Annotated in this window: 21 protein-coding genes; 13 read left to right on the plus strand and 8 right to left on the minus strand. The window is 38.0% G+C overall.

Annotation, left to right across the window (positions count from 1 at the left end):
- Positions 1-38 precede the first annotated feature (38 nt).
- The 7 genes from AM608_RS00885 to AM608_RS12665 form a co-directional block, all read right to left on the minus strand.
- Entirely contained in the window at positions 39-491 is a 453-nt protein-coding gene (locus AM608_RS00885) for a hypothetical protein (RefSeq protein ID WP_053580450.1), read from the minus strand.
- A gap of 26 nt (positions 492-517) precedes the next feature.
- Positions 518-1,519 (minus strand): VWA domain-containing protein, encoded by a 1,002-nt coding sequence (locus AM608_RS00890; RefSeq protein WP_053580451.1) that lies wholly within the window; start codon positions 1,517-1,519, stop codon positions 518-520.
- Between the two features lies 1 nt (position 1,520).
- Complete coding sequence (locus AM608_RS00895; RefSeq protein ID WP_053580452.1) at positions 1,521-3,161, minus strand: hypothetical protein; 1,641 nt, start codon at positions 3,159-3,161, stop codon at positions 1,521-1,523.
- 77 nt (positions 3,162-3,238) lie between these two features.
- Entirely contained in the window at positions 3,239-4,102 is an 864-nt protein-coding gene (locus AM608_RS00900) for a DUF58 domain-containing protein (RefSeq protein ID WP_053580453.1), read from the minus strand.
- Positions 4,103-4,117: 15 nt separating this feature from the next.
- On the minus strand, positions 4,118-4,324 hold the full coding sequence (locus AM608_RS12210; RefSeq protein ID WP_172672728.1) for a hypothetical protein: 207 nt from the start codon (positions 4,322-4,324) through the stop codon (positions 4,118-4,120).
- Between the two features lie 45 nt (positions 4,325-4,369).
- On the minus strand, positions 4,370-5,371 hold the full coding sequence (locus AM608_RS00905; RefSeq protein ID WP_002671404.1) for a MoxR family ATPase: 1,002 nt from the start codon (positions 5,369-5,371) through the stop codon (positions 4,370-4,372).
- A gap of 318 nt (positions 5,372-5,689) precedes the next feature.
- A complete protein-coding gene (locus AM608_RS12665; protein WP_256379113.1) occupies positions 5,690-5,818 on the minus strand; it encodes a hypothetical protein in 129 nt (42 codons plus the stop codon).
- 163 nt (positions 5,819-5,981) lie between these two features.
- Here AM608_RS12665 and AM608_RS00910 point away from each other — a divergent pair, with 163 nt between their 5' ends.
- From AM608_RS00910 to AM608_RS00925, 4 genes are all read left to right on the plus strand, one after another.
- Complete coding sequence (locus AM608_RS00910) at positions 5,982-7,118, plus strand: PLP-dependent aspartate aminotransferase family protein (RefSeq protein ID WP_015782746.1); 1,137 nt, start codon at positions 5,982-5,984, stop codon at positions 7,116-7,118.
- Between the two features lie 72 nt (positions 7,119-7,190).
- Positions 7,191-8,936, plus strand: a complete 1,746-nt coding sequence (locus tag AM608_RS00915) for a GDSL-type esterase/lipase family protein (protein ID WP_053580454.1) — start codon at positions 7,191-7,193, stop codon at positions 8,934-8,936.
- 37 nt (positions 8,937-8,973) lie between these two features.
- Entirely contained in the window at positions 8,974-10,524 is a 1,551-nt protein-coding gene (locus tag AM608_RS00920; protein ID WP_053580455.1) for a LysM peptidoglycan-binding domain-containing protein, read from the plus strand.
- The gene (locus AM608_RS00925; RefSeq protein ID WP_009411884.1) at positions 10,521-12,245 is read left to right on the plus strand and encodes an MBOAT family protein; all 1,725 of its coding nucleotides are present in this window, start codon (positions 10,521-10,523) and stop codon (positions 12,243-12,245) included. Before AM608_RS00920 ends, AM608_RS00925 begins: the two co-directional genes overlap by 4 nt.
- A gap of 108 nt (positions 12,246-12,353) precedes the next feature.
- Here the strand turns inward: AM608_RS00925 and AM608_RS00930 are convergent, their stop codons facing one another.
- The gene (locus tag AM608_RS00930; protein ID WP_009418361.1) at positions 12,354-13,286 is read right to left on the minus strand and encodes a malate dehydrogenase; all 933 of its coding nucleotides are present in this window, start codon (positions 13,284-13,286) and stop codon (positions 12,354-12,356) included.
- Between the two features lie 184 nt (positions 13,287-13,470).
- On the opposite strand from AM608_RS00930, the gene bioD reads away from it, so the two are divergent.
- From bioD to AM608_RS00975, 9 genes are all read left to right on the plus strand, one after another.
- A complete protein-coding gene (gene bioD, locus AM608_RS00935) occupies positions 13,471-14,079 on the plus strand; it encodes a dethiobiotin synthase (protein ID WP_034543244.1) in 609 nt (202 codons plus the stop codon).
- Positions 14,080-14,319: 240 nt separating this feature from the next.
- The gene (gene rpsO, locus AM608_RS00940; RefSeq protein WP_053580456.1) at positions 14,320-14,589 is read left to right on the plus strand and encodes a 30S ribosomal protein S15; all 270 of its coding nucleotides are present in this window, start codon (positions 14,320-14,322) and stop codon (positions 14,587-14,589) included.
- Positions 14,590-14,701: 112 nt separating this feature from the next.
- On the plus strand, positions 14,702-16,909 hold the full coding sequence (locus tag AM608_RS00945) for a polyribonucleotide nucleotidyltransferase (RefSeq protein ID WP_053580457.1): 2,208 nt from the start codon (positions 14,702-14,704) through the stop codon (positions 16,907-16,909).
- A gap of 126 nt (positions 16,910-17,035) precedes the next feature.
- On the plus strand, positions 17,036-17,449 hold the full coding sequence (locus tag AM608_RS00950) for an SRPBCC family protein (RefSeq protein WP_053580458.1): 414 nt from the start codon (positions 17,036-17,038) through the stop codon (positions 17,447-17,449).
- Positions 17,436-17,855: an HXXEE domain-containing protein gene (locus AM608_RS00955; protein WP_053580459.1), complete on the plus strand. Its 420-nt coding sequence runs from the start codon at positions 17,436-17,438 to the stop codon at positions 17,853-17,855. The genes AM608_RS00950 and AM608_RS00955 overlap by 14 nt, the downstream gene beginning before the upstream one ends.
- A 6-nt stretch (positions 17,856-17,861) precedes the next feature.
- Positions 17,862-18,656, plus strand: a complete 795-nt coding sequence (locus tag AM608_RS00960) for a Fic family protein (protein ID WP_053580460.1) — start codon at positions 17,862-17,864, stop codon at positions 18,654-18,656.
- Positions 18,657-18,671: 15 nt separating this feature from the next.
- Positions 18,672-19,697 (plus strand): endolytic transglycosylase MltG, encoded by a 1,026-nt coding sequence (gene mltG / locus AM608_RS00965; RefSeq protein ID WP_053580461.1) that lies wholly within the window; start codon positions 18,672-18,674, stop codon positions 19,695-19,697.
- An 87-nt stretch (positions 19,698-19,784) separates the two neighbouring features.
- A complete protein-coding gene (locus AM608_RS12365) occupies positions 19,785-20,078 on the plus strand; it encodes a hypothetical protein (protein WP_053580462.1) in 294 nt (97 codons plus the stop codon).
- Between the two features lie 202 nt (positions 20,079-20,280).
- Positions 20,281-24,666: a gliding motility-associated C-terminal domain-containing protein gene (locus AM608_RS00975; RefSeq protein WP_253273494.1), complete on the plus strand. Its 4,386-nt coding sequence runs from the start codon at positions 20,281-20,283 to the stop codon at positions 24,664-24,666.
- Positions 24,667-24,770 lie beyond the last annotated feature (104 nt).

Raw genomic sequence — 24,770 nt, forward strand, 5'->3', positions numbered from 1 at the left:
AAACAGAGGTAAATTTCTTACCTCTTACCTTTTATCTTTTACCTGTTACTTGAATAAAACACTCTCTGGCAGTACAATTCGTACAGAGGCGGAGCATTCAGTTGTGTAAAGAAATCAGTAGTGATAGATTTCTTTACCGTCTCAGTAATGCTTACCTCCTCTAATATAGGTAGGGTAGGGGTAGCTATTACAAAGGGTTGTAATTGCAACTCCAATACCTTTACTACCGATGTACTATCAGAAATAGAAGAAGTGATAGATATGTCGTCACAACATTTTTTATGTGAAGTTTCTGTTTCGTCCTCATCGTCATCCGAAGCACAGCAAGAGTCCATTGTAGTACAGTCTTCCTCTTCCTCACTCGCAGAAGTAGGGTACTCTAAGGACACTGACGATAAGGTGTCTTTACAATAATGAAAAGTAATCGCCCACCCTGAATTGGAGAACAGGATAAGCGCTGATAATAATATGTTGATAAGTTTTCTTTTCATTGCGGGGGCAAAGATACGACAATTTTTTATATTTCGTTTCTAAAGATAGTATTTTTTAATAAAAACTCAAGAAGTAATAAAACAACAGCAATTATCGCTAAGGGTCTGAATTTCTCATCTACCTCAGTGTATTTAAACTCTTCAATCTTGGTAGTCTCCATCTTGTTGATTTCATCGTAAATCTGTTGGAGCTTTTGGTTGTCAGTGGCACGAAAGTATCTCCCGTGTGTTACTTCAGCTATCTTTTTCATTAGAGGCTCATCTATTTCCACTTGTAACATACGGTACATTATGCTACCGTCAGGATTGAGTGCGTAAGGAGAGAGCGCCGTTCCATTGGTGCCTATCCCTATTGTATATACTCTAATACCATACTCAGCAGCCAACTCAGCTGCGGTTTGTGGGTCTATAAACCCTGTGTTGTTCACCCCATCGGTAAGGAGGATAATAACTCTACTCTTGGCTTTACTTTCTTTGAGTCGGTTTACAGCCGTTGCCAGTCCCATACCGATGGCTGTACCGTCTTCTATTTGTCCATAAGTAAGTTCCGAAAGAGCGTTTAAGATAATACCTTTATCCGTAGTCACAGGAGTTTTAGTATAGCTTTCCCCTGCGTAGATAACAAGTCCAATACGGTCATTAGGACGGTCTTTTACAAATTGTGAAGCTACCTTTTTTAGTGCTTCAAAACGGTTAGGCTTTAAGTCTTTTGAAAGCATACTCGCCGATACGTCTATTGCCATTACGATATCTATTCCATCAGTAATCTTTGTGTGTGCAGTTTCTGAATGGGTTTGTGGGCGTGCTAATGCTATAATTAGTAAGGCTACTGCCAATAAGCGCAAGGCAAATAAAGAATGGTATAAATGGTCTTTCCACGAACTCATCTTCTTAAAAGCGATAGTGGAAGATATAGTTACATTCGGTTTAGATTTCTTATTCCAATACCAATACCACGCCACCATTAGTGGTAAGACTAATAGTAACCAAAAGAACTGTGGATTGGCAAAAGTAATATTTTTAAGCATATTATTCTGTTTTAAATACAATAGAATTGATAACTCTTTGTGCTATCTTATCGGCGTTAGGTTCGTCTATATGGGTGATAAGAACTTGTTGGAGCGCATTGTTTTCAGTAAAACTGTACAGCTCATAAGAAGCGCTAAAGTATTTACCTTTCTCATTAGGAATACTCATTTTGCCAAAAACTTTTATACCTTTTGCACCGCCGGGCGAGGTGTATTCTTCCTGCAAGGTAGTGATGTTCTTTGCCTTAGCTTTATCCAATTGCGAAAGCACTATTTCATTCACCTTTTGTGGGTCTAAGGTAAGTCCACCGCCTTGTTCCTCTTGTTGAGGTGCTGTATGTTGGGCGTCTTTCTTAAAGGTAATGATATTGGTCATTATGTATAAAGGTGAATTAAGACTGCCGTAATAGAAAGTATATTGCTTATCTATAATCGATTTGTATTCCGTTACGTCTACTATTTGCTTGCGAATGAGTATCTCTGGCGTAGTGAGCTCAGTAATAGGATAACCGTAATCACTTGTTACCCACTCGCTGCGATTGATACTCGCATAAGTATTGAAGTATTTGTTGTACAAGATACTATATCCCGTAAGCAATACAGGAGCTAATACTACAAAACAAAGCGCGACGATAAGAGCCACTCGGTTGCGTCTTTTTCTGCGTTCTCTTATTTTCAGTACGCTCATCGCGAAAGCGTCTTGTGTAGGTACTTCCCCTTCGGCTACTACCACAGGGATAGCCTCTTTAGTTTTGATAACCACATTCTCAATGGTCTCACGGTCGTATTCAGCATTGTTGTCCGAGGGCTTACTCTTGGCAAATTTCACCAAGTCGGCATTTTGTAATACCCGTTTGAGGTTGCTGATAGTCTCTTCCGATAAGTGTAGCTTTCCTGCTTCTTGCAAAACATTAATTTTAGCCAAAAGCTCATCTGTGGTACTCTCTTTGGCTAAAATATGCACCTCGTCTTCCAAGTATTCTTTTACAATATCGGTAAGCCGAGTATAATAGGCTTTGTGTTGTGATTCTATAAGGTATTTAGAATTTTGTAAGTCTTTTAGGTCTTGTATGGCGCGCTCAAAAGGAGGTAACTTTTTGCGCTCTTCTTCAGCCGTTAGTTTTCTCTTGCGGAAGACGAAGAAGTATAATCCACCTGCTACTAAAAGAAGTCCTATAATTCCTAAAATAATCCATAACCACATACGTGAAGCCGTAGGTGAGGCTACTTCCGTAATAGGTTTAATGTCGTATAAAGGCTGTTTGAGCGTATCTACCGCTACGGTATGTACTTCTACAAGTAGCGAGTCGGTATAGTAGTCTTTGTTACTGATGTGTATCCTTTGTCGCGGAATGGTGTACTTCCCTTCATCAAATTGGGTAAGGTAGTAGGCTTTTTCCAAACGAAACTTACCTCCCTCTTTCAAGGTATCAGTAGGGTCGGCTTTTACCATTTCTAGCGGACTAAAACTCTGTCCTTCCGGAAATACCACAGCCGCATCAGCAGGGGCTTCTACCGATATCTTGTATTCTATCTGTTCCCCTATTTTTATGTTCTTTGTATTAGTCTCTACCTTCACCTCTTGTGCGTAAAGAGTAGGAAATACAAATAATATTAATATGAAATATAATATTCGTCTCATTTTACCGCTTAATACTTAATTTAGTCTCTTACCTCTTACTCACATACCCAACTGTGAGCCCTCGCTGGCTTTACCTTTTACCTATTTTTAAAGTATCCCAACAGCTTCTGGGTATAACTCTCATCGTCTCTACAGCTCACTACCCCTGCACCCGATTTTTGCCAAAGCATCTCAAAATAGTTCACCGTCTCGTGATATTGTTTTGCATATTCATTTCGCACTGCCGATGAAGCGGTGTTCACACGCATCAGCGCTCCCGTTTCAGCATCTTTTACCATCACATAACCTAAGTTAGGTAATTCAGTTTCTTTTTTGTCATAAATGCGAATACCGGTAATATCGTGTTTTCTGGCAGCTATCTGTATAGGTTTCTCATAGCCTTTATCCATAAAGTCCGAGAGCATAAACACAATTGCCTTTTTCTTCGTTACCCTACTGAGGAACTGCAAAGCCTCCGAGATATTAGTCTTAAAACTTTTGGGCTGAAATTCTATAAGCTCTCTAATGATGCGCAACACGTGCGATTTCCCTTTTTTAGGGGGAATATACAGTTCTATTTGGTCAGAAAAGAGTATCAAGCCCGTTTTGTCGTTATTCTGTAAAGCTGAGAACGCCAAGGTAGCTGCTATTTCGGTAATCACTTCACTTTTGAATTCCTGTTTCGTACCAAAAAGCTCACTACCGCTCACGTCTATCATCAGCATTAGCGTAAGTTCGCGTTCCTCTTCAAATACTTTCACAAAAGGCTCGTTGTAGCGCGCCGTTACGTTCCAGTCGATATTGCGAATATCATCACCAAATTGGTACGGACGTACTTCACTGAAGGTCATACCCCGACCTTTGAAGGTAGAGTGATACTCCCCTCCGAAAATATTATCGGAGAGCTTGCGCGTTTTTATCTCTATCTTGCGTACCTTCTTTAATAGTTCTTTAGTATCCAAAATTAATTAACTATTTTAATGCCATTTAAAACTCTCGTAATTCTCTTGTACATCAGCAATGAGTTGCTCATTGATGCTTTGTATATCAAACTCTTTTTCGTCCCACGGCAAGTCGTAACCACACCGAGAAAGCCTCTCCTTGTAGTTTTTCACCTCTGCTTTAGTTTCGCCTATTTCGAGTACTTCTATCATTGCTTGGTAACCCCAAAAACTGCTACTCATTCACATACCCAACTGTGAGCCCTTGCTGGCTTTACCTTTTATCTCCTATGGTACTTCAATGGTATTCACTATCTTGTGAATCATCTCTACTGAGGTAATATTCTCAGCCTCTGCTTCGTAGGTGATACCGATACGATGGCGCAATACGTCAAATACTACCGCACGTACGTCCTCAGGAATTACATAACCACGACGTTTGATGAAAGCATAACATTTTGCCGCCATTGCCAAGTTGATACTACCACGTGGCGATGCCCCAAAGCTAATAAGTGGTTTAAGCTCTGCCAAGTTGTATTTTTCAGGATAACGAGTCGCAAAAACAATGTCTAAGATGTATTTCTCAATCTTTTCGTCCATATACACCTCGCGCACGGCTGTTTGTGCTTTTAGGATTTGTTCCAAACTCACTGTTTGGTTCACCACTGCATAACTATTGCTGAGGTTGTCGCGCATAATCCGTTGCTCTTCGTCCAATTTAGGATAGTCGATAACCGTTTTAAGCATAAAACGGTCTACTTGTGCCTCAGGTAGTGGGTAAGTTCCTTCTTGCTCTACAGGGTTCTGAGTCGCCATTACCATAAAAGGAGCGTCTAACTTAAAGGTCGAATCACCAATGGTCACTTGTCGCTCTTGCATTGCTTCCAATAGGGCAGACTGTACTTTGGCAGGCGCACGGTTAATCTCGTCAGCCAATACAAAGTTCGCAAAGATAGGTCCCTTTTTTATAGAAAACTCGTTTTGTTTGATGTTGTAGGTCATTGTTCCTATCACATCGGCAGGCAATAAGTCCGGTGTAAACTGGATACGGCTAAACGACCCGTGTACCGATTTAGCAAGGGTGTTGATGGATAGCGTTTTTGCTAGCCCAGGTACCCCTTCCAAGAGGATATGTCCTTTGCCTAATAACCCGATAAGCAGGGCATTTACCATATGTTTTTGCCCTACAATCACTTTGTTCATCTCATTGGTGAGCGCATCGATAAACACACTTTCACGCTCTATCATTTCGTTTATCTGACTGATATCTACAGATGTTCTTTGTTCCATAGTACAAATTATTTTTTTAGCGTTTTTCTTTAATACAAATACTGTGCCGTCTTGTTATTAGTACAGGTTACAAAAGTATTTTTTTCTTACTAAACTTACAAATATTTTTGTAAAATAATTTTCTAAGCTGTGTTTAACCTCCCTTTACCTTATCTTACATCTTGTCATTGCTTTTACGTCCTATACTTTGCCAAAGTTTTCACTTGCCCGTCGTGCTACGACCTTTTACAAAGTTTATTTTTTCTTTACCTTACCTCCGCCTTACATTCATCTTACATTTATAATTTGTTCATTTACCTTTCATTCATTAATCGCTTTTTACTCATTGTAGAGCCACTGTAGAGCCACTGTAGAGCCACTGTAGAGCCACTGTAGAGCCACTGTAGAGCCACTGTAGAGCCACTGTAGACCCACTGTAGACCCACTGTAACCCCACTCTTTGTCCATCTATCCTATAAGTTTCCTATAATCTTTGTATAATTCCCTACCTCTAATTCACCATTAACCATTAACCATTAACCACTGACCATTCATCATTAATAATTAACTTTTTTTGCGTAACATATAAAAAAGTACTACTTTTGTCGCTCTAATAGCAAAGATATAAGAAATGAAGTTTGAAACTAAAGCCATTCACGGCGTAAGAACTGCCAATAAAAACACAGAAAACTGGGGAAGCACCATCAATATGGCTTCTACTTTCCCTATTGAAGAATACGGTGTAGAACAAGAGTTTGAATACGGACGCGTTTCAAATCCTACTCGTAAGGATTTTGAAAGTCTTATAGCTCAATTAGAAAGTGGCATACACGGATTCGGATTCTCATCGGGTATGGCTGCCATTTCTTCTGTTTTTACAATGTTTAAAACAGGCGACCATTTTGTGTTAGGCTTAGATATCTACGGAGGTACTTATCGCATTATGCACGATATTTTCAATAAATTTGGTTTTGAAGCTACTTTTGTCGATATGACCGACCTAACCAAAATAGAGAAAGCCATTCGCCCTAATACAAAAGCCATCTTTATAGAAACACCCTCCAACCCTCTGTTAGACGTTACCGATATATGCGGGGTAATAGAAATCGCCAAGAAACATAATCTGCTCACTATGGTCGATAATACCTTTATGTCGCCCGTGTTACAACGCCCTTTAGAGTTAGGAGCCGACATAGTATTACACAGTGCTACCAAATATTTAGGAGGTCATAACGATATTATCGCAGGAGCAGTGGTGGTAAATGATGAAACCTTAGCCGAGAAAATACGTTTTGCACAAGTAGCCATAGGGGCATTGCTTTCTCCGTTTGATAGCTGGTTGCTCTTGCGCAGTATGAAAACCCTCAAACTAAGAGTCGAAAAAGCTCAAGCCAATACCCTTAAACTATTAAATTTCCTTAAAACACACCCTGAAGTAGAAAAGGTGTATTATCCTACTGATACACAAAATAAAGGGAAAGCAATACAAGAACGCCAAGCTTCTGGTGGAGGTTCAGTATTTTCTTTTACAGTAAAAACCGAAGCCAAAGCCAAAAAGTTTTTCGAGAGTCTAAAAGTAGCCCTTTTTGCAGTGAGCTTAGGAGGAGTCGAAACATTGGTAACTCACCCCAGTTCACTTACTCACACCGAGTTTCCCGAAGAAGAAAAAGTAGCACGAGGCGTTACCCGTACACTCATCCGCGTAGCAGTAGGAATTGAAGATGCTGACGACCTTATCGCCGATTTTAAACAAGCCTTAGAAAAATAATTTGTAAAAAATTTGCTGTTGATTCATTATTTATTTGTATCTTTGCCCGCTGGAAGAAAAAGAAGCTAACTTGTGAAGACACCCTATTTTAAACAATCTTTTCTTATTGTTTTATTTGCAACACTCATTTTCATTGGATTTAAGAACTGTTTGCCCGCGCGTATTTTTCCCGAAACTAAAGCCTCAGGAAGCAATGTAGTAGTAGATAGCTTAATGTTGGAAGCCATTTCAGGTAAAGAAATCGACAAAGTACTCAGCCAAGCCAATGATTCCTTAGCACAAGAACAACGACTTAAAAAGTCCGACCAGTATCTTTTTTCTTTCTTTAAAAAATTAGAAGAGTTAGAACAAACTAAAAATGGTAAAATAAGAATCGCTTATTACGGCGATTCGATGACTGATGGCGACCTCATAGTGCAAGATTTGAGAGCTCTTTTCCAAAACGCTTTCGGGGGGTTAGGAATTGGCTTTTTGCCCATTGCTTCTGAGTCGGCTAAATCAAGAGGAAGCGTATTCCATTCTTATTCCAATACTTGGAAAACCCAATCTTATGTGAATGTAAAACGCCCTAAGCGTCCTTTTGGTGTCTCTGGGCAAGTGTTCTTTACACAAGGCAATGGCACGTGGGTACAATATAGGTCATCAAACCAAGCTCATATTAGTCAGTTGTATGCACCAGCATTGTTTTATGGTGCTTCTGGTAATAAAGAGGCAAAAGTAGAAATTGCCTATAATGATACTGTAAGAGTAGTAAAATCATTAGATACTGATAAATTGCTGAATGTATTGCCTTTAACCGAAGGTGCAAACACTAAATCAGTGCGTATTACTTTCTATAAGTCCGATTCTATTCCTATTTATGGAGTGGGCTCAATGCAAGGTAAAGGCGTATATATAGATAACTTTTCAAGCAGAGGTAACTCAGGCTTACCCTTATCGCTCTTTAATCCTGATTTAATGAGAGCTTTCGATAGAGCGTTAGGCGGATATGACCTTGTAGTATTACACTTTGGTGCTAATGTACTCAATTACGGTACACTCGATTATTCGTGGTATGAACGCGGAATGACAAAGGTGATTAACCAGATAAGAGCTTGCTTTCCTCATACCTCAATTCTTGTTATCTCTACCGCCGATAAGTCTACTAAAGTAGAGATGGAGATGCAAACCGATAAAGCAGTAGTACCTTTGGCAAATGCACAACGGAAATATGCACAAGATACTCGCTCTGGTTTTATTAATTTATATGAACTGATGGGGGGTAGAGGCTCTATGAAACAATGGGTAGAGGCAAATCCACCGTTAGCAGGTAAAGACTATACTCACTTTAATCCAAGAGGAGCTAAAAAAGTAGCCCACCTCATCTATAATAAACTTATGGAAGAGTATGAGCACTATAAAGATCCTCGTAATAGTGAAAAAGCCGATGTGTTCCAAGAAAGAATAAAAGAAATTCAAACAGTACGAACCGTTACTCCTACTACTCAACCTAATGTAAATAGAACAAGAACACAAACTGTAACGACTCAGCGAGTGCAATCACCAACTCCTCAGCGAGTAGAAAGTGCGACTCCTCAACGGGTACAAAGTGCGACTACTCAACGGGTACAAAGTGCAACAACTCAGCGAGTGCAAAGTACAACTATTCAGCGAGTGCAAAGTACAACGACTCAACGAGTACAAAGTGCGACTACTCAGCGAGTGCAATCACCAACGACTCAACGAGTACAACCATCAACAATTCAGGCAGTACAGAATATTACAAATAAAGTGCATAAAGATACTATTAAAGAAAAAAAAGACAATTTACATAGATAACATAACAAGATAGATAACACACTAAAAAAATAGAACAATGAAAAAGCGAACGCCATTCATAAAGAAACTAATAGCTCCTGTATTGTTTATCATTACAGTAGCCCTCTATTTTAATGTTAATTATACTACAGCTATTAATTTATCTTCACTTACTTCAAAGATAGCAAATATAGAGAATAAAGAAGGAATCGATAAAGATGCCTTCAAGGAAGCTATTCCCCAGCCTTTGGCATATGCTGCAGGTGATGATGACTCTCCTAAGGAGTACAATAATTTGTACAATGCCTCAGCCTTGAACCCTTTTTTCGAAAAGCTTGCTGCTTTGGAGAATTTGAAAGATAGGAAGATTAATATTGTTCATATTGGCGACTCTCACATTCAAGCCGATGTAATGACTAATATTGTAAGACAACGCTTGCAGGAAGAGTTTGGAAATGCTGGTTTAGGCTTGGTATTCCCGTATTCACTTATTAGAACCAATGGGGGGCATAATGTGAGCTTTACTTCCAATATCTCTTGGAATAGTGAGAAGAATACTTCTTCTGCAACTGTTGGTATTACAGGTTATTCTCTTTCTACCAGTAACAAGAATTTTGTTATTGAATTGGACTTAAAAAATAAAAACTACACCTTTAATACGGTAAAGATTATTACCCCTAATAACGAACGTTTGTTCGAATTAGCTACCAATGTAGGTAAAGTAGCTCGTTTGAGACCTAGTGTTCCTAAAACACTTTCACACAAAGTAGAGCAAGGGCAAACACTTTATGGTATTTCAAAGAAGTATCACACTTCAGTAGAAAAAATACAACAAGCTAATAACTTAAAAAGCGCACAAATAAGAATAGGGCAAGTATTGCGTATCCCTACTAAAGAGATGGTAGCTTCTACTCCTAAACAAAAAGTAGATTTATCTAATGCTACCATTTTAAACGGTAATTCTTTATATAGCTATTATTCTTATGATAATCTAACCCCTTCCGATAAGGTTTATCTCACAGCCAATACCGAGAGCTCTTCATTTACGCTTAATGGAATTGTCTTAGAAAATGATAAAAACGGAGTTATATATCACAGTATAGGGGTAAATGGTGCTCATTTCTCTGATTATAACAAATCACAGCTCTTTTTCGACCAAATCAAAGCCTTAGAACCCGATTTAATCATTATATCTTTGGGTACTAATGAGGCTTATTGTCGAATGTCTGCAACTCGTTATGACGAAGAGGTAAATAAATTTATAAGAGCAATTCGCTCTCAATATGGTCAATGTCCTATATTGCTTACTACACCTCCGCCTTCTCTTTACAAAAAGAAAAGTCCTAACCCCTTGTGTATGGAATACGCCGATACCCTCATTGATAATTCAGTAAAAGATAATTACAGTGTTTTCGACCTTTATCGAGCTGTAGGAGGAAATGAAGCGATTCAACGCTTTATTCAGCAAAATCTTATTGCTGGTGACCGCATACATTACACAAGAAGTGGCTATACTGAGCAAGGCGCTCTCTTTTATGATGCTTTTATGAGCAATTACTTGAATTATAAAAAACAATATAAACTATCTTTAAAACCCTATCTAAATTGAGTATAGATGCCTTACTGCAATGGTTTATTGATACATTCACAACTGAAAACATATCTAAATGGTTTGTTGATAATTTCTCATTCACAACCGAACAAGTAAGACAATGGTTCATTTATGACCCTAATCATCCACTATTATTTAATAGTAGTTTGTTTTTAGGGTTATTTTTGGTGTTTTATTTGGTGTATATTATTACCAAAAAACACGCTCATTTCCGTACTGTTTATGTTACCTTATTTTCCTTATTCTTCTATTATAAGGCAGGAGGTAACTTCTTTGTGTTGCTGATAATCTCCTCATTGTTAAATTATTTCTTTGCAGGACAAATCTATAGAAGACAGAATGCCTCATTGCGCAAGTTCTTTCTGGCAGTGAGTATGGTTGCCGATTTGGGTATTTTAGCCTATTTTAAGTATACTAACTTTTTAATTGATAGTCTCAATACACTACTTCAAAGCAACTTTGCCCTACAAGATATCATCTTGCCTATAGGTATCTCGTTCTATACATTCCAAACAATGAGCTACACTATTGATGTATATCGCCGAGAGATAGAACCTGCTAAATCATTCTTAGATTTTACTTTCTTCGTGTGTTTCTTCCCTCAATTAGTGGCAGGGCCTATTGTGCGTGCCAAGGATTTTATACCACAGATATACAAAAAAATAAGCTTAACGAAAGAAGAAACTTCTTTTGCTTTATTCCTTATCATTGGAGGATTGATTAAAAAAGCAGTTATTTCCGATTATATCTCCCTAAACTTTGTAGATAGAGTTTTCGATGCTCCTAACAGTTATACAGCTTTTGAGAACTTAATGGCAGTATATGGCTATTCTTTACAAATATATTGTGACTTCTCAGGCTATTCCGATATGGCTATAGGTTTAGCGCTACTAATGGGCTTCACTCTCCCCATAAACTTCCGTACTCCTTATCAGTCTAAAAATATCACTGAGTTTTGGAGACGTTGGCACATTTCCTTATCTACTTGGCTAAAAGATTATCTTTACTTTTCAGTAGGAGGAAACCGCAAAGGTACTTTTTGGGGCTACTTCTTCCCAACCGTCTTTTTTGCTTCCACTTTGCTATGGGCATTTCATATGCAAGAAAAAACAATGTTGCCTCTTTACATTACCTTAGGAGCAATCGTTGTGTTTGTATTGGCTATACTTATCTCTAAAAACCGACAAAAATCAGTGCGTAGTCATTTCAACCAGATGACGACAATGCTCCTAGGTGGTTTATGGCACGGAGCTAATTTGCGTTTCATTATTTGGGGAGCATTACACGGGTTAGCTTTGGCTGTCCATAAAACCTTTACGGAGTTCTTTCCTAATAAGAATCCTGAGAAAAGAACTTTTTTTAAAGGTATCGCTAATATCATTTTTGTAGTGATTACTTTCCACTTTGTAGCTTTTTGCTGGATATTTTTCAGAGCCAAAGATTTCGATATCGCTTTAAGTGTAATCTACAATATCCAGTCTATAACTTATGATCTTCATCAATTTCAAGTTATTGCCAAGGGCTATCAAAATGTATTTTTGTTAATGGCAATAGGCTTTGTTTGGCACTTTTTCCCTACCAGTTTAAACGAATGGCTTAAAAAGGTATTTGGTGCAATGCCTATTCTCTTTAAAGCAATTATTTTGGCACTTACTTTTTGGGTGGTATATGCCACTGCTTCAAGTGGAGCACAACCCTTTATTTACTTCCAGTTTTAGACGATATACATCTAAGTAAAAACTAAGTTTTTTACTCAAATAAAAAAGTGATTACTTTCTCTTGAAAATAATCACTTTTTTAGTGTTTATATAGTTGTTCTATCCCAACTATAATACGCTTGCTAACGCTTTGTTTACTTCGCGTACTGCTCCGGTACTTTCAGCAAATTTGGCTTTTTCAGCATCGTTGAGTTTTACTTCTACAATTTTTTCTACACCATTTTTACCGATGATTACAGGTACCCCTACACACACATCCTTTTGTCCGTATTCTCCTTCGAGCAATACAGAGCAAGGGAAGAGTTTCTTTTGGTCGCAAGCGATTGCTTGTACTAAAGCTGATACGGCAGCCCCTGGTGCATACCAAGCCGAAGTTCCCAAGAGTTTAGTAAGAGTCGCGCCACCTACTTTGGTGTCTTCAGCAACCTGATTGAGGCGGTCAGCACTTAAAAACTCAGTTACAGGCACTCCACGATAGCTAGCCAAACGAGTAAGAGGTAACATACCACTATCGCTGTGAGCAGCGATTACCATACCATCTACGTCTGAAATCGGACTATTGAGCGCTTCTGCCAAACGATATTTAAAGCGAGCGCTATCGAGTGCTCCACCCATACCAATAATATGGTTCTTAGGCAACTTAGTAGCTTTATGTACCAAATAAGCCATAGTATCCATAGGATTGCTTACTACAATCACAATCACATTAGGTGAGTATTTTACCAATTGTTCTACAACCGATTTCACAATGTTTGCATTGGTACCGATAAGCTCTTCACGAGTCATACCTGGTTTACGAGGAATACCTGAGGTAATCACAGCTACATCACTGCCTGCTGTTTTTGAATAATCATTGGTTACCCCTACAATACGAGTGTCAAACCCATTGAGGGAAGCGGTTTGCATCAAATCCATAGCTTTACCTTCGGCAAAACCTTCTTTGATGTCAATTAAAACTACTTCAGACGCGAAGTCTTTAATAGCAATGTACTCTGCGCAACTTGCTCCTACGGCACCAGCGCCTACTACTGTAACTTTCATATAATCTATTATTTAAGTCAGGAGAAGCCTCCTGATGGTTATTTTCAAGCAACAAAAGTAAGGACTTTTAGCAAATCCTCCAAATTATCTTTAAAAATATTTTTGACATTCTTTTTACTTTTTCATTTTATGCTATGTGCTTTTTATGTACTTTTGCACTTTCAAAACTAATAAACCATTCAAAATGAAAGACACTTATTTTGTGGTGGGCATCTCCACCGAAGTCGGTAAGACCGTCGTTTCGGCTATCCTTACCGAAGCTCTCCAAGCCGATTATTGGAAACCAATCCAATCTGGCGATTTAGAAAACTCCGATACTCATAAGGTAAAACGCCTCATTAGCAACTCCCGCACAGTATTTCACCCTAATAGTTATGGGCTACACACACCTGCCAGTCCACATCTTTCTGCTCAGTTAGATGGCGTTCGTATTGAGCTTTCCAAAATTGTGCGTCCTACTACCGATAACACTTTAATTATTGAAGCAGCAGGAGGTCTCTATGTTCCTTTAAATGATGAAGATACTATGCTCGATCTTATCCTCCCCACCGATAAGGTAGTGCTCGTCTCTCGCCACTATTTGGGTAGTATTAATCATACAATGCTCACTTATGAAGCCCTTAAAAACAAAGGACTCAACGTTCATGGCATTATTTTCAGTGGTACCCCCACACCGTCTACCGAGGAGTTTATTCTTCATAAAACAGGACTCCCCGTGCTCTTACGTATAGATGAAGAACCTTATTTCGATAAGCAAGTTGTTAAAGAATATGCTAGCAAACTAAAAATATAATATAAAATGTTATATTTTTGTAGTAAAAAATAAATTTGTAATCTAATGATAATCAATATGTCATAACCCTTTGTATACCAATCTTCCAAGATTCGTCCAAGCTTCCTATAAGCTCTGTATAAGCTAAGCATAAGTTGAGAAGAGGAAAAATCTATCTATAAATTTGCACAGCTTATAAAATCTTTTTATCTTTGCGCCCGAAAAAAAAAATTACATAATAATCATTAAATTAATATTGGAATGTATTTAACAAAAGAAGTAAAAGCGGAAATTTTCAAAAAGTACTCAGGTTCAGAAACCAACACTGGTTCAGCAGAAGGGCAAATTGCTCTTTTTACCCTTAGAATCAATCACCTTACAGAACACTTAAAGGTAAATCGCAAAGATTTTAATACCGAGCGTTCCTTGGTGAAATTAGTAGGTAGACGCAGAAGTTTGCTCGATTATTTGAAGAACACAGATATCGAAAGATACCGTGCGATTATCAAAGAGCTAAACATCAGAAAATAAGCAATAGTAAGGAGGCTTTGTGCCTCCTTTTGTTTATTACAGCAGTTTTTCATTGGTTAAACCCTAAAGCCCACAACACAACAATTATTAATTATTAATTAACAATTAAAGAATGATTCCAGAAGTAAAAAAAGAAATCATCGAATTAGGTGATGGTCGTATCATCACTATCGAAACTGGCAAGTTGGCTAAACAAGCCGACGGTGCTGTTGTGGTGCAAATGGGCAATGCGATGCTATTGGCTACTGTAGTATCTGCAAAAGAAATCAATCCTGAAACTGACTTTTTGCCTCTTACTGTAGATTATCGTGAGAAGTTTGCAGCAGCAGGTCGTTTCCCTGGGGGCTTTTTCAAACGTGAAACGCGCCCTAGCGATCAAGAAATACTTACAATGCGCTTGGTAGACCGCGTATTGCGTCCACTATTCCCTAAAGATTATCACGCTGAAACTCAGGTGATGATTCAGCTTATTTCTCACGACGAGAATGTAATGCCCGACGCTTTGGCAGGTCTTGCTGCCTCTGCTTGTTTGGCAGTGTCCGATATTCCGTTCGATGGTCCTATTTCCGAAGTACGCGTAGGTCGTGTAAACGGTAAATTTATCGTAAATCCAAGCCGTGAACAATTAGAAGCTTCTGATATTGATATTATGGTAGGTGCTTCTAAAGACTTTGTGGCAATGGTAGAAGGTGAAATGGACGAGGTGAGCGAAAAGGATATGGCTGAAGCTATTAAATTCGCACACGAGGCTATCAAACCTCATATTGAGGCACAATTGCGTTTGGCTGAAAAAGTAGGTAAGACCGAAAAACGTACTTATGAGCCAGAAGTAGAAAACGAAGAGGTAAAAGCAAAAGTATATCCTTTGGCTTACGAAAAATGCTATGCTATTGCCAAAGAAAATACAACCAAACAAGAACGTGGTGAAAAGTTCAATGCGGTAAAAGAAGAATGCTTAGCACTCTTCACCGAAGAAGAATTAGAAGAGCTTACTCCTATCATCACTCGTTATTTTGACGAGGCTGAAAAAGAAGCCGTGCGCAACCTTATCTTAAACGAAAATATTCGTTTAGACGGTCGTAACACTACCCAAATACGCCCTATTTGGTGCGAAGTAGGCTACTTACCATCAGCACACGGTTCATCTATCTTTACACGTGGTGAAACCCAATCGCTTACTACCGTTACCTTGGGTACTTCACGTGAAGCAAACGTAATCGATTTGCCTTCAGAACAAGGTGAAGAACGTTTCTACTTGCATTACAACTTCCCTCCTTTCTCTACCGGTGAAGCACGTCCGTTACGCGGAACATCACGCCGTGAGATAGGTCACGGTAACTTAGCACAACGCGCCCTCAAACGTATGATTCCTGAGGATTGCCCATATACCGTGCGTGTAGTATCCGAGATTTTGGAATCTAACGGTTCATCATCTATGGCTACCGTATGTGCAGGTACTTTAGCCTTGATGGATTCAGGGGTACAAATGGTAAAACCTGTATCGGGTATTGCTATGGGACTCATCACCGATGGCGAGCGTTATGCAGTACTTTCCGATATCTTAGGTGATGAAGACCACTTAGGTGATATGGACTTCAAAGTAACCGGTACAGCCGATGGTATTACCGCTTGCCAAATGGACATCAAAATCAAAGGTCTTTCTTACGAAATACTCGAAAAAGCTTTGAACCAAGCCCGCGAAGGACGTATGCACATCTTGGGTAAAATCACCGATACGATTGCCAAACCTAACCCTACTGTGAAACCTCACGCGCCTAAAATCGTTAAGATGGATATGCCTAAGGAATACATCGGGGCATTCATCGGTACGGGTGGTAAGAATATCCAAGACTTACAAGCGCGCACCAATACTACTATCGTGGTAGAAGAAGTGGGCGAATTGGGCATTATAGAAATCTTAGGTACCGACGAAGCAGGTATTCAAGAAGCTATTGAAGCAGTAAATGCAGTGAAATTTGAACCTGTAGAAGGAGAAACTTACACTGTGAAAGTAGTGCGCTTGGTAGAGTTTGGGGCTTTTGTAGAGTTTGTACCTGGTAAAGATTCATTGCTCCACATCTCAGAAGTATCTTGGGACAGAGTAGACAAAATAGAAGACGTTCTTAAAGAGGGTGATATTATAGAAGTGAAATATCTCGGTATCGACCCCAAAACCAAGAAAACAAGAGTATCGCGCAAAGCTTTGTTGCCACGTCCACCGCGTGAAGATCGTCCTAAGTCTGACAAGCCTTACAACGACAAGCCTCGCAACGACCGCAATAAAGGACACAATAATCACCAAAAACCACGTCAAGAATAGGCGTTATGTTATAAGAATTTTTGTATTCATAATATTTTTAAACCGAAGATTTTGTACTTTTATAGTATAAAGTTTTCGGTTTTTCTTTTTTTTAGTATCTTTGCCATCAGATAAAAGATTTCAAAAATGAAACCCTTTCTAATTTCAATAGTAACTGATGTGATTGATGCACCTGTAGCATTGATATATAACATTGTTACTGATAACAAGAACTTTCAGTGGCGAAAAGAAGTGGAAAACATTGAGTTATTAGAAGATGGTTTTATTGAATATTACAAAGGTGGGGGACACACGCTTTTTAAGAATATTCAGAAGAAAGAAAATGAGTATTATGCCTTTACAATGCAACACAAACTATTTTATGGAGAATGGGAAGGAAAGTTTGAATCGTATAACGGAGGTACTAAAGTTTGCTTTCAAGAGAAAATTTATATCAAAAACTTCTTTTTAAGACTTATAGCACCTCTCTTTTGGAATTTAAAACGGATACAACAAAACAATATTACCGCATTAAAAGCAGAAGTATATGCAAACCAATAGATACATACATTTGTGGCTACCCATAATGGGACTACACGCTTTGCATCAAGTAGAAGAGAGTATTTCATTCTGGCAATGGTATATTGACTTTGTAGATAAGATACCCCAATGGTTGCAACTCCCTAGAATTGCTGAGAATGCTCATTTAGCCAATGAACACCCTGAATATTTTATAGGGGCTTCTATAGGACAACTCGTTTTGGTAGTGGTCATTGCTTTTTTATGTCGAAAGAACGAAAAAGCTACAAGAATTGCTCTTGGGATATACCTCGCAGGATTGAGTTTCTTTTTGGTATGGCATATCTTGGTAAGCTATTTCACCCATTCTTATTCCCCAGTAATGGTAACCTGCCTCATAGGGGTTTATCTTATCCCAAAATGGGGGGGGCAGTTGTTTAAAAGATAGAAGCCAATGACTATTCCAGAAATTATACAAACCTACAGAGCACTTGGTTTAGAAACCTCGTTGAATTATAATGAGTTCAACAAGATTCTTATTACCAGTCACTCTACCCGTATAGAAGGCTCTACTTTAACTTTAAACGAAACTCGCGTACTGATTGAAGAAGGCAACACTCCTAATGGTAAGCCTCTATTGTTTGCCAATCAAACTAAAGATCATTATGAGGCATTGAATTTTGTACTAAAAGAAGCTACACAACAACGACTTCTATCAGTAACTTTTATTCAGGAAATAGCTGCCAAAGTGATGAAAACTACAGGAGAAGTGCTTACTAATGCCTTAGGTACTGTAGATGCCAGCAAAGGTGAATTGCGTAAGGTGAGAGTAACCGCAGGAGGTGTATCGTTTATGAGTTTTGAAAAAGTACCGGCAGCATTAGAGCAGTTAGTAAAAAAACTAAATGAACTACTCCCTAAGCAAACTACCGAAGAAGCTCAATTAGCACTGTCATTTTATGCTCATTATGAGTTAGTGAATATTCACCCTTTTCTCGATGGCAATGGCAGAACCTCACGCCTGCTGATGAACTTTATTCAGCAGTGGTATGGTTTGCCTTTGGGTATTGTATTTGCAGAAGATAAAGCAGCTTATTACGAGGCTTTGAACTCTGTGCAAACAAACGAAAACTTTGAGGTATATAATGCTTTTATGTTCAGTCAGTATACTAAGCATTTACAAAATGAGATTGCTAAAGAGAAGGATTTTAGAGAAAAAGAAGACAAAACCATAGAATGGAAATTTTAAAATAGAAAAACAACTATGAAAAAATGGATTATAGGAGCGGTGATTGCCGTGATAGCCGTATTAGGCTTCTTTATTTATCGCGCTGTACTGGTGAGCAATACAGCTTTTCAAACCAAAGAAGAAATAGTATATATCCCTACAGGAGCCGATTTTAGCGATGTGTTGCACGTGATGAGTCCCTTGTTGAAAGACCGTACTTCTTTTATCCAAGTAGCTAAGCGTATAGGTTATGCCGATAAAGTAAAAGCAGGTAAATACATTATCAAAAAAGGGGCTAACAATATAGATATCGTACGCACTCTTCGCAATCGTAATACCCCAGTAAAACTCAAATTCAACAATCAGGAGCGATTAGAAGACTTTGCAGGACGTATCGCTGCACAAATAGAGCCTGATAGCACTACTTTAATGCGTGCTTTTTTAGACGCTAACTTCCTCAAAGAAAACGGTTTCACCGATGCTACTGCATTGGCAATGTATATCCCCAATACGTATGAGTTCTATTGGAATACCTCTGCCGAAGAATTTCGTGACCGTATGCTCAAAGAATATGAGCGTTTTTGGACGCCTGAACGCAAAGCTCAAGCCCAAAAGCAAGGGCTTACTCCTATAGAAGTGAGTATATTGGCATCAATTGTGCAGAAAGAAACAGCTAAGGTAGACGAGCGTCCGCGCATAGCAGGGGTTTACTTGAACCGCTTACATATCAATATGAAATTGCAGGCTGACCCTACTGCTATCTTTGCTATGAAAAACCATACGGGTGATTACAATATGGTAATAAAACGCGTTACCGAGGTGCATACAAGTTTGCAAAACCCCTATAATACTTATCGGAATTACGGTTTACCTGTGGGACTTATCACGATGCCCGATATATCGAGTATTGAAGCTGTGCTCAACCCTGAGCAACACGATTATCTCTTTTTTGTTGCTGATACTGAAAACTACGGTTATCACAAATTTTCGCGTACCTATATGCAACACCTACAAGGGAAAAAGCAATATACAAGATGGGTTGATGACAAAGGAATTAAATAGAAGATGATTAATGGTTAATGATTAATGGTTAATGGTTAATGGTGAAATTAGGGATAACTTATACAGAGCTTATAGGATAAACGAACAATGAGTGGCTCTACAGTGGCTCTACAGTGGCTCTACAGTGGCTCTACAGTGGGTCTACAGTGGGTCTACAGTGGGTCTACAGTGGGTCTACAGTGGGTCTACAGTGGGTCTACAGTGGGTCTACAGTGGTTCTACAGTGGTTCTACAGTGGCTCTACAGTGGGTCTACAGTGGGTCTACAGTGGCTCTACAGTGGCTCTACAACGAACAAAAGACGAACAAAAGACGAACAAAAGACGAACAAAAGACGAACGATAAACGAAGGAACAACGAATGTAAAGTGGAAGTAAAGTGAAGGAGAGATATATTAAAAAGGTTTCTTTATTCACTTATTTTCCAATTGCTGATATCTGTTAAGCGGGTAGTGTAATGACAGCTATTATAGATGAATAATATATTTATTAGGCACTGATAAAAAATAAATGTTAAAAATCTTGTGTTTTTATGGGTGAAGACCTAATTTTGCCGTGCAGAAAGAAGTTTTTTAAGGCTTAATAATGATGTGGGATTTTAAACGAACAGTAAATGTATTTACTCTAATACTACTACTTATACTCTTTTCTTCAACAGAGATTCTTAAAGCACAGCAACTAAAAACTGTAATTTCAGAGAATATAAAATTTACTACTTCTGGTTTTCAAGAAGGTACTTATATTTCCGTGAGAATTATTTTTCCTAAAGATAAAGAAAAGATAGATGTAAGATTTACTTTTCCTGAAGGAATTGAATATGCGGGATATACTCTTGAAAAGAACAGTGCCATACGAAAAGTTACTCCCAAAGATATAAATTTACCTAATAACCCTGTGCTTACTGTACTAAGTAGACCAGGAAGTACAACACATCTTTTAGTGAAACGCAGAATTACTAAAAGAGGGTACAACTATCTGAAAACACATCTATCTCTTCAAGATGAAGTGGGGGTAATGATTGATGAGGTAACGGTTGCTACTAAAAAATCTAATGAATATTTTTTGAATACTCCTAATCTGCAAATTACGACACAAAAGGTGAAAGAGAATCCTATGGGGGATTATTCGAGAGTATTCAGTATTGAGAATAAAACCATAGAAGGAAAAAGAGTAGGTATCATAAACGATATTTATTTTTCGGTGAAACACCCGTTAGGGGTTAAAACACAAAAAATGATTTACAATAAAAAAGTACTTACTCCCATAAGTAAAGTGCCACAGCATATAGGGCAAAATGGAGGAGAGGATTTGTATGTGATACGAATTTCGGAAGGATTAAAAGAGAAGGAAGGAGTTTGGATTACAGAAGAGTATACGGCGAAAGGTTGTAAAGCCAATGGAGAGGTGCGTTATGAGGCTTATTGGGGAGAAAATCCTTTGGAATTATATGAAGTGAGTAGTGCTGTTCAATCGATTACAATGCAAGTGGCAACTGATGAAAAACCTAATGTTATTTTAAATCGACAGAGTACAGCAACTTATTTTAAATGGAGTGAAGGCTTCTGTGGAAATACTTTGGGAATGTTTACTGCACAATACATTAATAAAGGGAATGCAACGGCTTATGACCTTCAACTGACCCTTTATGAAGAAGAGGATTTGGTGAAATTTAAGGCTTATAAACCCACGAATTTCCGTATTATAGATAGTGAGAAAAAAGAAATCATTATCCCTGATAAAGCCATACAAATGCCTGATGGTGTGTTAGGAAAACGCATCATTAGCTTTGCTGAATTAGAAAGTTTTAAGGATTTAGCATTAGGACAAAGCAATATAGGTCTTACTGATGAAGATGGTGACGGGATAAGAGATGATTTGGCACCAGAAGAAAAGTTAGAAATACGTTTTGATTTAGTTAGAAATGATAATATTCCCTGTTTATCATCTACCGAAGGGATATTTGCAGTAAGTATTATTGCTGAGCTTTCTTACCATAACTTGTGTGGTATTTCTTTTCATAAACAAGAGTCATTAAGTGACCATACTTTTAAACGAAAAATAAAAGATGTGAAGGACACTTCAAAATTTCCTACCTTATTAGCACTTGACCAACCTATACCGGCTTCAATATCTTTTACTGCTTCTGTAACTACACAAGACAATATTCAACAATTACAATCACATCACAAAGAAATAGCAGAAAGGAAGTATCGTTATGAGCTGTTGTTACCCGAAGGAATGGCAATGATGAATATAAAGTTTTATAAAGCCGATGCTTATGGGGGTTCGGTAGCATCTGCAATAACTCTGCCTGATGTCCCTTCGGGAGGAACATTCAGTTATACCACAGCAGATGAGGTTTGGGGATATATCACTTTTGATATGATTTTAACAACCTGTAAGGCAAACAAGGTTTCTTTGCAATATTCAATTTGGCAAATGGATAAGAATAGGTATAATACTTATTGCAAAATACCCTATATTTGTACACAAAGGACGATAGTTGCCAAGTGTCCTGATGTGTGCTTTGAGAATGCCCCTAAAACACTTTCAACAACAATAGAAAGGGCTGAAAATTCGTATGGTTGGACAGATTATACAATGACCAAACGGCAAAAGCGTGCAAAAGTGAGACAAGAAGACCGCAAGCGAGCACTTTACTTAGACGATATTGAAATAATATCGGAGGGTGTACAATTGGGGGGCTCTACTAAGAATCTTTATTATTATGTACGGGTGCCTAAAACAGTGGTATTATTGCCTAAACAGGTTAGTTTAAAGATAGGAGAACATCTTATAACATTGGTTGCCAAGCAGGGTGTCCTTCGTCAGGCCACCGATGATAAAAATAATTATTTCTTGTGGAATTTAACAGAGGCATTACCTTCTCGAGGAGTTTTAGCAGATGAGAAATTTACTGCTGTTGTTACTTATCAAGTGGAGAGTTGTACTGGCGAAGATGTTACTTTAACCTCTCAATTAAAAGAAGAGATAGGTTCTTTTTTTTATAGAATTGATGGAACAAAAGAACAAACCATAAATGAAAGAGGTTATCATACGGAGGAATTATATTGTGGAGAAGAGAGTAAAAGTGTATTTTATATTGTAAATATACCTGATGAAGATGTTTATTCTTGCTATAAGATGAAAGATTGTATGTTATTTCCTTTACGAAATAAGGCAGGGAAGAGTGTTATTCAACAGACTACCGATAGAATATTCAAAGATGAATATCGCCCTAAGAGGCTTGTAAAGGTTATAGAGATAAAAGTGCCTAAAGGTTATGATTTGCTAAAGCCAGTGGCGTATCATTATTTAGATAACACGGCAACTAATGTAGTGCATATTCCGTTAGATAGCTTTACAACAGAAGAAGATAAGGATTTTAAAGTGTATACTTATACTAACCCTAAGAAAGGAACGGAGGGATATTTACCTCCAGAAATTATTTCGGGACAAAATGATGAGATTCAGTATATAGAAGTTTTTGTACAGCCTACTTGTAAAGCAAAAGTATGCACAAGCGAAGAAGAAGCCTTTAACCATAATCAATTAGTAATTATGGGGGTAACCTATGAAGGTTTCTATTATCATTATGCTAATAGTGGACAGACAAAGATTATAAAACAGAATACATCGAATACTTTGCTTTATGGGGGACAGCGCTCTATTACTTTGCAGTCTATCACCCCTCAGAATATAAAAATACATAACACGACCTTTTTTATAGACTTTAGGTTACAAAATTTGAATAGGGAGCCCGTAGATAATATTTGGCTTATGCTCCGCAATATACAAGGTATAGAAGTATTGAGATTGTTAGCAATAGACCCTATTAAACAGAAAGAACAAAGAGTTATCACAGCCCAAGATGTGCAAGGCAAGAAATATTATTCTTTAAGTGAGCTACGAGCCTATGCAGAAATGGTTTATCGATTGGAATGCCGAGTGACTAACTTCGATATGACACATTTTACCGTTGAGGTTTATGCAGGCAGGAATTGTAATGATAATTTAATGGAATGCAATATGCAACAACTTGTGTATAATGTAGAAAGTGAAAAAGGAGTAACACCTGATATTGTTGTTGTAACACAACCTGAGAGTCAAGTGTTATGCAATGGAGAAAGAGCTGTATTTACTTCTGAGGCTAAACTTATCTCAGCAAGTGCTACGGGAAAAAACATCGACTATCAGTGGCAAGAATTAACTAATAAAAGCACCCAATGGAAGGATATAGATACAGAAAAGGGCTCTGTTAGAAGAGGAGATAAAGTAACCTTAGTTTTTGATGCTGCCAATGCTGACTTAAACGAGAATAAGTATAGGGTGAAATATAGTTATACGGACGTAAAAACTGCTACCGTTCAGTACTCTGAGGAAGCAATATTGAAGGTGAATTATTTAACTATCGAACAACAACCTACCTCAGGTGTTTATATTCAGAAAGCTTTACCATCGCCTTTATATGTAATAGTGAAGGGTACCACTACACCTGTGTATCAGTGGTATGAGAGTGCTATGAATACAAATATCGGTGGTAAGGCAATAGATTCTCACGCGAATAGTTATACACCTTCAACTGAAACAGTAGGGGAGAGGTATTATTATGTGACTATAACCAATAGATGTGGCACTGTAACGAGTTCAGTAGCCAAAATAGAGGTAAAAGCAGATACTTTTACAACAACAAGTGAATTGAAAAAAATTACTGTTTACAATGGCTTATCAGTAAACGGAGATGGAAAGAATGATTATTTTTATATCAGAGGGATAGAGTATTACCCCAATAATAGAGTTAAGGTATACAATCGGGCAGGTGAAAAAGTGTTTGATATAAAAGGATATGACAATACTTCTCGCGTATTAAAAGGAGATAAAATGCCCTTAGGAACTTACTACTATGTGTTAGAATATTACGATACTCAACGGAAAGAAACACAAATAGGGTGGCTGTATATACAAAAATAATAAGGGTATAGATATAAAATATTGTGTAAAAAGTGGTAGAAATGTAAAAAAGTTGTACTTTTGCCGAAATAAAAGTCAGTTAGATTTGCTATCTACCTGATTAA

Source organism: Capnocytophaga sp. oral taxon 323 (assembly GCF_001278825.1).
Lineage (GTDB): Bacteria > Bacteroidota > Bacteroidia > Flavobacteriales > Flavobacteriaceae > Capnocytophaga > Capnocytophaga ochracea.